10 protein-coding genes are annotated in these 13,828 nt (G+C 55.8%); all 10 read left to right on the top strand.

Annotated elements, in window-relative coordinates; translation table 11 throughout:
• Positions 1 to 182 precede the first annotated feature (182 nt).
• The 10 genes from ACRTGH_RS00455 to ACRTGH_RS00410 all read left to right on the top strand — a co-directional run bounded on the left by ACRTGH_RS00455 (position 183) and on the right by ACRTGH_RS00410 (position 13,607).
• The gene (locus ACRTGH_RS00455) at positions 183 to 2,618 is read left to right on the top strand and encodes a TonB-dependent receptor plug domain-containing protein (protein WP_438474462.1); all 2,436 of its coding nucleotides are present in this window, start codon (positions 183 to 185) and stop codon (positions 2,616 to 2,618) included.
• Between the two features lie 64 nt (positions 2,619 to 2,682).
• The gene (locus ACRTGH_RS00450) at positions 2,683 to 3,297 is read left to right on the top strand and encodes a MotA/TolQ/ExbB proton channel family protein (RefSeq protein ID WP_368847723.1); all 615 of its coding nucleotides are present in this window, start codon (positions 2,683 to 2,685) and stop codon (positions 3,295 to 3,297) included.
• The gene (locus tag ACRTGH_RS00445) at positions 3,294 to 3,698 is read left to right on the top strand and encodes an ExbD/TolR family protein (RefSeq protein ID WP_368847722.1); all 405 of its coding nucleotides are present in this window, start codon (positions 3,294 to 3,296) and stop codon (positions 3,696 to 3,698) included. The genes ACRTGH_RS00450 and ACRTGH_RS00445 overlap by 4 nt, the downstream gene beginning before the upstream one ends.
• A 15-nt stretch (positions 3,699 to 3,713) precedes the next feature.
• Positions 3,714 to 4,565, top strand: coding sequence for a TonB family protein (locus ACRTGH_RS00440; protein ID WP_368847721.1), 852 nt, complete (start codon positions 3,714 to 3,716; stop codon positions 4,563 to 4,565).
• 391 nt (positions 4,566 to 4,956) lie between these two features.
• On the top strand, positions 4,957 to 5,484 hold the full coding sequence (locus ACRTGH_RS00435; protein WP_368847720.1) for a flavodoxin family protein: 528 nt from the start codon (positions 4,957 to 4,959) through the stop codon (positions 5,482 to 5,484).
• Entirely contained in the window at positions 5,481 to 7,115 is a 1,635-nt protein-coding gene (hutW, locus tag ACRTGH_RS00430; RefSeq protein ID WP_368847719.1) for a heme anaerobic degradation radical SAM methyltransferase ChuW/HutW, read from the top strand. Before ACRTGH_RS00435 ends, hutW begins: the two co-directional genes overlap by 4 nt.
• 266 nt (positions 7,116 to 7,381) lie before the next feature.
• Complete coding sequence (locus ACRTGH_RS00425; RefSeq protein ID WP_368847718.1) at positions 7,382 to 8,572, top strand: efflux RND transporter periplasmic adaptor subunit; 1,191 nt, start codon at positions 7,382 to 7,384, stop codon at positions 8,570 to 8,572.
• An 18-nt stretch (positions 8,573 to 8,590) separates the two neighbouring features.
• Complete coding sequence (locus ACRTGH_RS00420) at positions 8,591 to 11,788, top strand: efflux RND transporter permease subunit (RefSeq protein ID WP_368847717.1); 3,198 nt, start codon at positions 8,591 to 8,593, stop codon at positions 11,786 to 11,788.
• A gap of 193 nt (positions 11,789 to 11,981) precedes the next feature.
• Positions 11,982 to 12,176 (top strand): hypothetical protein, encoded by a 195-nt coding sequence (locus ACRTGH_RS00415; RefSeq protein WP_368847716.1) that lies wholly within the window; start codon positions 11,982 to 11,984, stop codon positions 12,174 to 12,176.
• A gap of 198 nt (positions 12,177 to 12,374) precedes the next feature.
• A complete protein-coding gene (locus tag ACRTGH_RS00410; RefSeq protein ID WP_368847715.1) occupies positions 12,375 to 13,607 on the top strand; it encodes an HD-GYP domain-containing protein in 1,233 nt (410 codons plus the stop codon).
• Positions 13,608 to 13,828: the final 221 nt, after the last annotated feature.

Below are 13,828 nucleotides of genomic sequence, written 5' to 3'. Positions count from 1 at the left end.
AATTGAGATATATTTTCATTAAAGAAAAGAAAGAGTTTTTTAATCCGTTTTCAAAAGAAATAGTATTGACAATGATTCCTCTTCCTGATAGAATCTGCCTATATCATTAATGATGTTTATGATTGTGAACGGCGTTCAAAGATGTAGGGAATTCATTATTTGAGAACAGGAGGCAGGGAAACATGCAAAGAAGAGAGAGGCAAGCAGTGCGGGGCAAATACGTTGCGCTGACCGCTGCAGCTTGGATGCTTCTTACCTCTTCGGGGCTTTGTGCAGATGGAGGGAGTGGAAATTCTTCAGGAGAGAAGGTTACTACCGATACTGTCAATGTTGAAGCGGATTTTGAGAAGGAACTGCTCAAGGAAGAACCGGAGACGAAAACCATCATCACGCGCGAAGATCTCGACCGCAAGGGTGCGCGCACGCTTTCCGACGCGCTGGCAGCCGAGCAGAGCATTCAGATGGGCACGGACAATATGGGGCGCAAGACGATCTCCATCCGCGGCGCTGAGGCGCGCCACACGCTGATCCTCGTTGATGGCAGGCGTCTCGCGGGCGGCCTGAGCAAGTATTACGGCGCGACGGACGAGGCGAACCGCCTCGGCGTTGACAACATCGATCACATCGAGGTCATTCGAGGTTCGGGGACGGCGCGTTTCGGTGCGGATGCCATTGGCGGCGTCATCAACATCGTCACGAAGATTCCGCGCAAGATGGGCGGCACTGTGACGCTGGAACGCTCCTGGATCGGCCAGGGCGGCAACCAGTACAACCATAATGTGAACTTTGCAACGGGAAAAATCGGCAAAGGGATCTACATGGACTTTTCCTACGGCAGGAATGAAACGGCGCCGTTCCTCTATGACAATGACGGCACATCCATGCAGTATTATGGTACGCGCACGCCGATGAGCGGGCGTGTGGAGTTCTCGCTGGGCAAGGGTGAGACGCTTACCCTTTCTGCGGATCAGCAGACGGAGGATCTGCAGAAGGATACGGTTCTTGGAAGGTTTAGGGGCGGCAAAGAAATAGCCATGGTGGCGACGGAAGACGCATGGCGCAGAAATTTCAGCATTGACTGGAAAAAGCAGACAAGCCTTGCGGACTATCATGTGCGCCTCTATCGAACCGAACATGATTCCGACGTGAACTATGATATCTTCGGCAAGGGAATGCCTTATCGCCATTTCTATTTCGATAACTTCAATCGTATGGATAAAGTCCTGGAGGCGTCGATCGGTCTTATGGCGCATGACAAACATTATATGACCGCCGGTGCGGATTATCATGTTGAAAGCGGCGAAGGTACGCGTATCACTGTGCCGGGTCAGACGCCGCGGGAAGAGACGCGCATATACACCTTTCCGAATCCCTCGGATCCTTCCAATCCGAATAAGCGGTCCTATTCCGGCTATATCTATGAAACTTCGCTGAGCTATTACAGCGCTTATGTCATGGACAGTTGGCAGGTCGGGAAGAATCTTCTCATCGTTCCCGCTCTGCGCTACACGAACCATAGCCATTTCGGCGTGAATCTTTCGCCGTCTATCGGCGCGACTTACAAGGCGGGACCCGGTCTGCGCGTCAAGGCGAATATCGGCACCAGTTTCGCTACGGGAGGCATCGCCGAGCTTTACCATGACTGGGAGATGTACGAGCCGTCGCTCAATGCATCGCCGCCGATTCGCAACGGCTGGCTTTTCGAGGGAAATCCCGAGCTCAAGCCCGAGAAGGCACTCAATATGGATCTTTCGGTGGAGAAGGACTTCGACAAGAAGACGCATGCAAAGCTTACTTTGTTCCGCAATGATTTTGATAACTACATGCAGATCGCCTACACAGGGGAAAAGGACAGCAAGAATCTTTACGGGCGCACATACTATGATACGCATGTGCGATATCCGGATCCATGGGGATTTTCAAGTTATGATGATCTCGTGAATGCATTGAACGCTGCGTCGAATTGGAACGATATCGAGAACAATGTCATCGATGAATCGGGTTATGCAAGCGGCATTCCTGCTACGGATGACGTCTATACATACAAGAATATTTCCAAGGCGCGCACACAGGGCGTCGAGCTTGAGGCGACGCGAGACTTCTCGCGTGACTTCAGCGTCAAGTTCGGCTATACGTTCCTCGATGCCAGGGACCGCAATACGAACAAGCGCCTCGAAGGACGTGCGCGTCATATGCTCAACATCACGCTGAACTACAACGACCGCAAGAACGGCTGGCGTGCGACCTTCTGGGGCGATTACGCCTGGAATTACCTCGATATACGCGACCGCATCTTTACGGGACGTATCATCGGCGCCGATGGGGTTCAGGAATTGGAGCAGGTGGAGTTTACGAATCCGAACACGGGCGAGGTGTATCACCTCTTTAAGAATGAGGCGGATGCAAAGAAGTACATGAAGGGCGACATTGAGCATGGCTATACGCGTGAAAAGGTCGCCCGCGAGAAAAACTACGGCGTTTGGAATCTGATGATCGAAAAGGACGTCACGAAGAATGCGACGGTCTATGCAGGCGTCACGAATGTCTTCAACGCATACGATCCATACCTCGGTCTGGGCGGGCGGATTTATCGCTTCGGTATGCGTGCGAGCTTCTGATATATATTTGCAGTCCATTTTGTAGGGATAGCAGAAAGTTACAATTTTAAGGAGTGGTTCATTCATGGAAAATTTCATTCATCTGTTCCAGAGCGGCGGCTTTGTTATGTATCCGCTGCTCATCCTGTCGCTTATCACATTGGCGATTGCTGTGGAGCGATTCTACTACTACCGCAATAACCGCAAGGGTTCGAAGACCTTCTTCCACGGCGTTTACCATGCCGCAGCACAGAAGGATTGGGGCGTTGTGCGCCAGCTTTGCCAGGAATTTCCTTCCGCTTTGAGCCGTGTCATTGAGAGCGGCATGGAGCATGACAATTCCGAGGGAGCGATGAAGAGCGCGTTTGAGGACCGCATGTCGATGGAATCCATCAGCTTCCATCGCTATCTCGACTATCTGAGCGCCATCGTGACGATTTCTCCGCTCTTGGGGCTTCTTGGCACGGTTACGGGCATGATCCAGACCTTCAGCGTCTTGGACAGCGGCGGCGGCGCCTCCGCCATTACGGGCGGCGTCGGCGAGGCTCTCGTTGCGACGGCGAGCGGCCTCTGCGTGGCAATTATCGCGTTTTGCTTTTATACATACTTCAGCCATCAGCTTGATACGCTGGTGACCGATACGGAACGTCTTTGCTCGACGGTAATCAGTGCGAAAAAAGAAAGCTGGGATGAAGCATGAACTTCATGAGACATCGTATGAGAAAGAAGCCGGTATTTATGATCATTCCGATGATTGATATCATCTTCTTCCTGCTCGTGTTCTTCATGATGAACAGCTTGCAGACGGTCGCACAGAAAGCGCTTGCCGTGCAGCTGCCGCAGGCGCAGAGCGCATCGGCGCCTGCACAGCTGCCGATCATCATGACGCTGGATGAGGAAGGGCATATCACGATTGACAATAAACCGGTGAGCATTACGGAATCCTCGGATATCATGAAACGGCATATGCAGGAAAATGCGAACGCAGCTGTCGTTTTACAGGCGGATAAGCGCACGGCGCACGGGCAAGTCGTCGTAGTCATGGATATGCTGAAACAAGCGGGAGTGAAACGCCTGTCGATAGCCGCAGAACAGAAATGACGGAAGGAATAGCATATGGAGCAAAATCTTTCATGGATAAAAGCGTATGGCGTTTCCATCTTGCTGCACGTCGTGATTGCTCTGCTCTTCGCTCTGGGTTTGGCGCAGGTTGCTGCGGAAAAGGAACAGCAAACCTATGTGATCGATCTTGCCACATCGGACTTCAGCCAGGGCAGCGGGCATGAAGGCGGCGGAGGAGGCGGCTCCCTTGCGGCTTTCCCAGAGCCTCTGAAGGAAGAAGAGATGACGAAACGCGTGGAAACCGTGCAGCAGGCACAGACCTTTGCTGCTGAAGCGGAAGCCGTGACCAAACCGGAAGCGGTGCAGATGCCTCCACCGGCGACGACTTCGGCTTCCGATGCGACACCGGCGGCAAGTACGTCCGGCACATCTGCCCCGACGGGGTCGAGCGCCGCCTCCGGAGGTGGTGACGGAAGCGGTTCCGGTACGGGAAGCGGCTCAGGAAGCGGCTCGGGCGAAGGTTCAGGCAGCGGTTCGGGCAGCGGTGACGGAAGCGGCTCGGGACACGGCACGGGCGAAGGCTCGGGCAGCGGACAGGGCAGCGGCGACGGAAATACCGCAGGGACAGGGACTGCGCCGTTTGACAAATCCGGTTTCTGGGCTGCGGTGAATGCAAACAAAGAGTATCCGTATATGGCAATAAAACGGCGTTTGGAAGGCTCCGCTTCCGTGGGCTGCACCGTGACGAGCAACGGCAGCGTTGTCGGCGTTTTCCTGGAGGGGTCTTCGGGGCATGACATACTCGATGATGCGGCCGTGGCGGCTGTAAGGGCTGTCGGCAGCTACCCGAATCCCAGCGGACATGATGTTACGGTTTCCGTTCCTGTGAGCTTCAATTTGAACTAAAGATCCGGGAAAGAGGAGACTTTAGCAGGGAAACCGTTGCTTTCGGGAAATTCCTCGGCTTTGGAGACATAAGGATATGGCTCTGCTTCCATAGTGCTAGGGGCGGAGCGCCGTCGGACGATGGCGCGGATTTTCTCTGCGCACTGGAAACAGAGCCGTATGTTGCTGTATACTTAGGGAAGCACTGATAAATTCAGCCACCCATCTTCACACATCTGCACTGTCCTCTCGTCGTCGACAAATCCTCGACGTAGCACCGCTACGCCTGTGGTTTGTCTCCTCGATAGATACAGCGCATCTGTGCAAATCTGGGCGACCTCATTTTATCAGCGCTTCCTTAGAAAGTGAAACAGTATTTTTAATAGGATGAATCAGAAAAGGAGACGTTTACATGCGTACGATTGTGGTCTATTCCTCGCTTACGGGGAATACGAAAAAGATTGCCGAAGCGATTGCGGGGGCGTTGCCCGAGGGGACGGCTGCGGTTCCAGTCAAGGAAGCGCCGGCGGATCTCGCCGATTACGACTGCGTCTTTTTGGGCTTCTGGGTCGATCGCGGCAATGCGGACAAGGCGGCTGCAGATCTTCTGGCGACGTTGGGAAACAAGCATGTGGCTCTTTTTGCCACGCTGGGCGCAGACCCGCGTTCGCCTCATGCCGCCGAAAGTTTGGACAAGGCGGCGGAACTGCTGCCGAACGGCAAGAAGCCGGCAGGAAAGTTTATCTGCCAGGGAGCCGTTGACCCGAAGGTCATCGAGATGATGTATAAGATGTTCCCCAAGGGGCATGTGCATGGGCAGTCGGCTGAACGCGACGCGCTACATGCCGAGGCTGCCAAGCATCCGGATGAGGCGGATTTGGCTGCAGCAGGGGCATTTGCCCGGGAGACGATGGAAAACATCGTCCGAGGTGAAGCATGACGATGTACAAGCTGAAGGACATGTTCGCGGCGGATACGGAAGAACAGCGTATGCTGCAATTTGGTACGGCGGCGGCGGATGCCCTGACGGAAGGATTTCCCAGGAAACGCGTGGTTCATGCAGGGATTCAGGGGAAAATCGTTCCGCCGACGGAGGCGCAGGATGTTTGGCAGCGCATCATGAATACACCGGCAAAGCAAGGGGAAGTGCAGGCCGCATATATCCATATCCCGTTTTGCAAGACGAAGTGTCTTTACTGCGGGTTTTTTCAGAATGCAGCACAGCAATCGGCAGAAGATGATTATGTGGAAGCCCTGCTGGAGGAAATCGAGGCAGCGGCAGAGGCGCCTCGCCTCAAGAATGGAATGATCCATGCTGTTTTCATCGGCGGCGGTACGCCGACCTCCCTTTCTGCTGAAAATGCAGCGAAGGTATTGCATGCGCTGCGCCGTGTGCTGCCGCTGGCAAATGATTATGAAATGACGCTGGAAGGACGCATTCATGACCTTGTGCCGGAAAAGATGGAGGCTTGGTTCGCCAACGGCGTGAACCGCATATCCCTTGGTGTGCAGTCCTTTGACACAAAGGTGCGTCAAGCACAGGGGCGCATTGAGACGCGGGAGGAAGTCCTCGAGCGGTTGGCTCTGCTCAAGGCTTATGGGCAGTGCTCTGTAGTGCTCGATCTCATCTATGGCCTGCCGGGGCAGACCATGGAAGTCTGGGAGCAGGATTTGGCCGATCTTGTGGCATCGGGCATTGACGGCGCCGATTTTTATCAGCTCAATGTATATGAAGGAAGCGATCTCAACAAACGCATTGCCGAAGGCAAGCTTGATCCGGCCGCGACGACGAAGGAGCAGGCGCGGATGTATGCTTTTGCCCATGAATACATGGTGAAGCGCGGCTGGCGCCAGCTCAGCATGTGCCACTGGAGCCGGAGCAACCGAGAGCGCAGCCTCTACAATGCTTTGGCCAAGGAAGGCGTGCCGATGTTTCCTTTTGGCAGCAGCGCCGGCGGTTTTCTGGAGGGCTATGCGGTCATGCTCCATCGCGTACTGCAGCCCTATGCCATGCTGGTGGCGAGCGGGCAGAAACCCATCATGGGGCTTGTGCGGCAGTCGGACATCCAGCCGTTTGCCAACCGTGCTGTCAGTATGCTTGAACGGGGCTTTATCGATCTCGCGCGTCTTGCGGAGATGGACGGGCGTTTGGCGGATCTTTGCTGGCTCTACACGCTCTGGGAAGAGCACGGTTTTGTCAAGTTCAACGGCATACAATATGAACTTACGGTAGCAGGGAAATTCTGGGAGGTCAATCTCGCACAGACGACGGTGGAGTGCATACAATACCTCTTGACGGGTGAGAATACGCTGAACCTGGAAAGCATCGCTGCGCAGGACAAGAAGCCCGGCAAGGAGAAGGAGAAGATGCACGGCGTGGGCATGAACGGTGTGCCGTCCATCGAAATGATGCAGAAGATGCAGCAGATGGCGAAGGGCGGCATGCCCTCACTCAGCGTGCTGAAAGAGTTCGCAAAGGAAGTCGGCATCCAGGGGATGCCGACCATCGAAGACATGCGCAAACTGCAGAAAATGATGGAGGAACGAAAGGTCGGGGAGAAAGAAAGCTGAAGCGGAAAGGACAGGACGGCAGCAGACGATTTGCCGTCCTGTCCTTCGCTTTTGAAGGGTGTTTATGCCGGGATTAAACTTATGCCGCAGGTTGCCGGAAGCGCTGTTGGATCAGGCTGGAGAGCGCATGGCAATCCTTGACTTTTCCTTTTCTTTCATATAATATAAGAAGTTGACAAGGCCTTCTTTGGCCTTGTCCAATGTTTTTGAAATCAACCGCCCCGAGCCGCTGTTCGCGAGCCGTGGGAAAAGGGGGAAGTGGAATCTTGTTTTTTCTGAAGAAAAAAAAGAGCAGTGTTTTGGCCGTATTTGTTTTGGCTCTTGCAGTGTTCTTCAGCGGCTGCGGCGGACAACAGGGCATGCAGAAGGGACCGGCTCAGGTCAAGGTCATGAAGGCGATGCAGCAGGACACGCCGATTGCGAGCGAGTATGCAGGCCAGATCTCGGGCAAGGACGAGGTCAAGGTGCAGTCGAAGGTTTCGGGAGCCGTCATCGAGAAGTATGTGCAGGGCGGCGAGTTTGTCACGGCGGGGCAGCCGCTCTATCGTATTGACTCGCGCCAGTATGAATCGGCGGTTTGGCAGGCGCAGGCAGCGCTTGCACAGACGGAGGCGACCTTGAGCAATGCGCGCGTCGATCTCTCGCGCTATGAGGCGCTTTATGCGGCGGCAGCCATTCCTGAGCAGACGGTGGCGACGCAGCGCGCCAATGTGAACGCCTATGAGGCGGCAGCCGAAGCGAACGCCGCGCTTCTGCGCCGTGCGCAGCAGGATCTTGCGGATACGACGATCTATGCGCCGATGACGGGACAGCTCGCCGTCGACGATGTTGCCGTCGGTACTTTCGTCACAGCAGGAAATACGACGCTGGTGACGATCGGTACGAACGATCCCGTCTACGCGACGTTCAGCATCAGCGAGACGGACTATCTGAAGTTCATGGGCGCCGCCATGCGCGGCGAGGGCGCTCCTTCAGCGCGTGTTTCGCTGACGCTCTCGGACGGCACAGCGTATCCGATCGACGGGCGTATCGTCGAGACGGATCGCGCCTTGAAGGACAATACAGGAACCTTGAAGATCAAGGCGCTCTTCGACAACCCCGGCGGCCTTTTGCTGCCCGGCATGTTCGCGCGCGTGAAGATCTCGGGGCAGATGGTGCCGAACGCCATCTTGGTGCCGGAGCGCGCCGTGCAGCAGCTTCTCGACAAGTCCTTCGTGATGGTCGTGGAGAACGGCAAGTCCAAGGCGCGCACCGTGACGCTGGGCGACAAGGTGGGCAGCTTCTACATCGTCAAGGACGGTATCTCGGCGAATGATCTCGTCGTCGTCGAAGGCTTGACGAACCTGCAGGAGGGCGTCGAGCTCTCTCCGACTGAGGTCACGGCAGCCGACATGGGCTTCTCGCTTGAAAATGATATGAAGGAATTTAACCCCGATGTGAGCACTTTGGGCAAATAGGCATAGGAGGGCATGAACTTGTCTAAGTTTTTTATCCATAGGCCGATTTTTGCCATCGTCATCGCGCTCTTGATCGTCATTTGCGGCGTCATCGCGGGGCTTCAGCTGCCGATCGCGCAGTATCCGCAGATCTCGCCGCCGACGATCACTGTCGGCACGATGTATACGGGCGCGAGCGCGAGCGTCGTCAACCAGACGGTCGCGCAGATCATCGAGGAGCAGGTCAACGGCACGCAGGGCATGGACTACATGAGCTCCAATTCGGACGATACGGGGCGCTACAGCCTGACGGTCACCTTCGATGTCGGCGCGGACGGCGACATGGCTTCGGTCAAGGTGCAGAACAACGTCGCCGTGGCGACGGCGAGCCTGCCCGACGATGTCAAGACGGTCGGCGTCACGACGAAAAAGGCGTCGAACGACATGGCGATGATGGTCTCCATGTATTCGGACAGCGACCTGTATGACCGAGCATTTCTCAAGAATTACGCGACGATCTATCTCCTCGATAAGATTAAGCGCGTGCATGGCGTCGGTGACGTCCAGATCTTCGGCTCGGACTATTCGATGCGCGTCTGGCTCAATCCCGACAAGCTCGCAGAACTCGGCTTGACAGTCTCCGAAGTCGCAGCAGCGATCAAGGAGCAGAACATACAAGCGCCGGCGGGTACGATCGGCGCTATGCCCGTGCCCGAGATGCAGGAGAAGCAGGCGACGGGCAAGGTGGACGGCCGGCTCGTGACGCCCGAGCAGTTCGGCAATATCATCGTGCGTGCCGCAGGCGACGGCAGCTTCGTGCGCCTCAAGGATGTCGCGCGCATCGAGACGGGCGCGAAGATGAACAACATCATCGCCAAGGCGAACGGCCATCCGGCGCTCGCCATGGGCATCCAGCTCACGAGCGACGCCAATGCCATGCAGACGGTCGCTGCCGTTCGAGAGGTCATCGATGAGGCGCGGCCGAATTTCCCGCCCGAGATGCGCTGCGATACGATCGTGGACAGCACGAACTACATTCGCGCCTCCATCACGGAGGTCGTTCACACCTTTGTTGAGGCGCTTCTCCTCGTCGTGCTCGTCATTTTCCTCTTTTTGCAGAGCTGGCGCGCGACGCTGATTCCGCTCTTAGCTGTGCCGGTATCTTTGATCGGCACGTTCATCGCCTTCGTTGCGCTGGACTTCAGCATCAATACCTTGACGCTCTTCGCCATGGTGCTTGCCATCGGTCTCGTCGTCGACGACGCCATCGTTGTCATTGAGAACGTCGAGCACCACATGGAAGAGGGCTTGAGCGTTATGGATGCGACGGAGCGCGCGATGGACGAAGTGCAGGGGCCTGTCGTGGCGATTGCCTTCGTGCTCGCCGCCGTCTTCGTCCCCGTCGCCTTCCTCGGCGGCATGATGGGTGTGCTCTACAAGCAGTTTGCTTTGACCATCGCCATCTCCATGGCGATTTCGGCCTTTGTCGCGCTGTCCTTGACGCCTGCTCTGTGCGCGCTGATCCTGAAGCCGCATGCGAAGGGCGACGCGTCCAAGAAGGGCATTTTCGATCGCTTCTTCGCCGGTTTCAATACGTGGTTTGACAAGACGAAGAGCGGCTACTTGGGCATTGTCGCCAAGATGATCCGCAAGTCGCGTTTCGCCGTGCTCTTCATGGTGCTTGTCTGCGCTCTTACGGCGATCGTCTACAAGAATATGCCGTCGACCTTCGTGCCCGATGAGGATCAGGGCTTCTACGTCGTTTCCGTGAGCCTGCCTCCCGGCACGTCGAGCAACGTCACGCAGGAAAGCATGGACAAGATGATAGTCTCCCTGCAGGAACTGCCCGGCGTCGATATGGTCATGGCCATCAACGGTTTCGACGTCTTGTCCTTCGGTGCGAAGTCGAATGCGGGCACGATCTTCGTCGGCTTGAAGCCGTGGAGTGAGCGCACGACGATCGAGACGAACCTCAACATGCTCATCGGCAAGACCTTCGGCATCGGCGCGAAAGTCGCGCCCGAGGCGCAGGTCATCGCGTTCAATATGCCGGCTCTGCCGGGACTCGGCATGGTCGGCGGCTGGACGATGCAGCTGCAGGATATGTCAGGACATACGGAAGAGGAGCTTGATGCAATCACGAAGCAGGTCTTGCAGGCGATGAACCGGCGTCCTGAGCTGCAGGGCGTGCGGACGACGTACAGTACCGATGCGCCAATCTATAATTTCGAAATTGACCGTGAGAGGGCCAAGCAGCTCGGCGTGCAGCTGAGCGACGTGTTCACGGCTCTGCAGGTCAACTTCGGCGGCTATCAGGTCAATGACTTCAACCAGTTCGGCCGCACCTACAAGGTCATGATGCAGGCGGATATGCCGTATCGCTCGGAAGTCGAGGCGGCGCGCTTCATCTTCGTCAAGTCGAGCGCGGGCACGATGGTGCCGCTCGACACGCTCCTGAAGCCGAAGCGCGGCACGGGCGCACCGATCATCTCGCGCTTCAACTCGGCACGCGCTGTGCAGATCCAGGGCAACGCCGCCTCGGGCTACAGCTCGGGCGAGGCGATGCGCGCGGCGGAAGAAGTCGTCTCTGAAGTGGCTCCCGCGGGCTTCAACATCGAGTGGTCGGGTCAGAGCCGCGAAGAGAAGGCGGCCGGCAGCTCGACGCTGCGCGTGCTCGCCCTGTGCCTCGTCTTCGTGTTCCTGTGCCTCGCGGCTCTCTACGAGAGCTGGAGCGTGCCGTTCGCCGTGCTCCTGACGGTGCCGACGGGCATCTTGGGCGCACTCCTTTCTGAGTACGTGCTCGGCATGGGCGGCATGATCCTGTTCCATTATATGAATCCCGGCTTGCAGGACAGTATCTACATGCAGATCGGCATCATCATGATCATCGGTCTGGCGGCGAAGAACGCGATCCTCATCGTCGAGTTCGCGAAGGTTCGCGTCGACCGAGGCATGGAGCCGGTCAAGGCGACGATTGAGGCGGCAGGTCTGCGCCTGCGCCCGATCCTCATGACGAGCTTCGCGTTCATCATCGGCTGCCTGCCGCTCGCTGTTGCGACGGGCGCGGGCGCTTCCGCGAGAAACGGCATGGGCGTCGCCGTCGTCGGCGGCATGCTGTTTGCGACGATCCTTGGCGTGTTCCTGATCCCTGTGTTCTTCGTCATCGTGGAATGGATCGCCGCGAAGCTCGGCATGCTTAAGCAGGCGAAGAAGAAGACGCCGACGGATTATATGTAATATTGTGCTTTTCCGAAAAGGGGCTGCTCTTGGCAGCCTCTTTTTTGCTGGAAGAAAATTGCGCAGGAATCGCATCTTTCGTGGGAGCGGAATTCTTCAAATTATTTTTGAAAAAACAGTAGTATTTGAGATTATCTCGTGGTATAATAGGACAAACAAACTAGATAAAAATATCAAAAGGGGAGAACAGACCTTGAAAATTAAGAGACATGCAAGCAGTAAATTGCAGGAAGGAATGATTATCGACTGCGAGATATATGATGAGGATGAGTTGCGCCTCGACGCCTTGCCGATTGTGCTGACGATGGAAGGGGGCTTCTTCGAGCTCAACACGCTGAATGCCTTTTGGATCGAATCCTTGCTCACGAATCAGGAAATGGGGGCTTGATGGATGCGCGGCAAGTCCTGCCGAAAGGGAGCGAATATAGGGATGAAGCGAGGCAGCCGCTAAGGGATCGGTGGCTGCAGCTTTTGCAGGCATAGGCTGCTCTCGATTTATGGATGAAATGTTAGTGGCATCTGTCATGGATGCTTGGTATAATAGACCTAATAGGAACAGAGATTATCAAGGAAGAAGGCGAGGACTTTGAAAACGAAACGATATACCGTGGATCAGCTGCGGGAAGGAATGGTTCTTGGACGGGATATTTATAAAGAGGATATGTCGGTTCTTCTGGGTGAGGGGACGGTGCTTACGCAGAAGATGATAGATTCCCTGGCTGAAAGGGATGTCCTCTTCGTGCATGTCCAGGTCGGGGAAGCGGCGGAACCGCGCCGTGTTCCGATAGAGCAGCCCCCTGAGGAGCATCTTGAGACAGTGGCGCCCAAAGGTCAGGAAGCCGTCTCGGCAGACGAAGCGACAGCCGAGGAGGAAACCGACGAGGAAGAACCGCCCGCCCCGAAGGCTCCTCTCGCGTTCCCTCCCCAGGAAAGTCTTTTCGACGATTCTTTTACCGGGCAGTACAAGGCTTGTTTTTCGGCGCTGCAGGAACTTTATGCGGAAGCAAGACGGCATGTCCGCATCGATGCGGACGCGGCGGAATCTTTGGCGCAGGATATCCTGCAGCTTTGCTCCAAGGTGAAGTCCATTGTGCACATTTACAATATGGAAGTGGCGGAGGTGGACTACAGCTTCCATCACAGCATGCGCATTGCCATTCTCGCAAGTTTTATGGGGCAATGGCTCAAGATGCGCTCAAGCGATCGCAGCCGTCTTGTCATGGCTGGCTTCCTGCTGGATATCGGCAGCACGCGCATCGATACCACGTTCCTGGATATGCAGGGGTACTACAGTTCGGCAGAACGCAGGCTTATGCAGAAGCATCCGCGGCTGGGCTCCACTCTTATTACGCGGTCGCCTCGTCTTGCCGAGGATGTGCAGGTATCAGGCGCCGTGCTGCAGCACCATGAACGCAGCGACGGGTCGGGTTATCCTGCAGGAATAAAGGGGGAAGCGATTTGCGATTTCGCGCGCATTCTCGCCATTCTCGACATGTATGATGCGATGGCGTCGAATCGCGCTTACGCGAAAAAGCGCTCTCCCTTCGATGCAATCCGGATTCTTTCCCATGATATCGCGCATGGCCGTCTTGATACGGAATACGGTGTTTGCTTCATTCGTCACGTCTACCAGTCCTTGAACGGCAGCTGGGTCAAGCTCACCGATGGAGGAAAGGGCAAGATTGTGTATATTGATGAGTCGCGCATCGATGCGCTGCCGGTCGTGCAGACGACGGAAGGAAGTTTCCTCGACCTCAACAAGCAGCAAGATATCAAGGTTGAATCTCTGCTTACGAGTGATGAAATGGAAATGGGATGAAAAACACCCTGCGAAACGGGCGGGGAGGATCTTTCCTCGCTGTCCCGGGCAGTCGGGATCGGCATGATGCCTTGCTGGTTTTGTGCGGTTTTTGGAATGGTTTCTTTCTGTGATTTGTGATATATTATACTACTATAAAATAAGCTGTGTCTAAGCGGGACGACGGATCCGCATACATGGGGAGAATATTTCCCTGAAGGCAGGGAAATAGCGGTTTGGCG

It is taken from the genome of Selenomonas oralis (assembly GCF_051603425.1).
Taxonomy (GTDB): domain Bacteria; phylum Bacillota; class Negativicutes; order Selenomonadales; family Selenomonadaceae; genus Selenomonas; species Selenomonas sputigena_A.
Note: the sequence above shows the minus strand (reverse complement) of the source record. Positions and strands in the feature narration are given on the sequence as shown.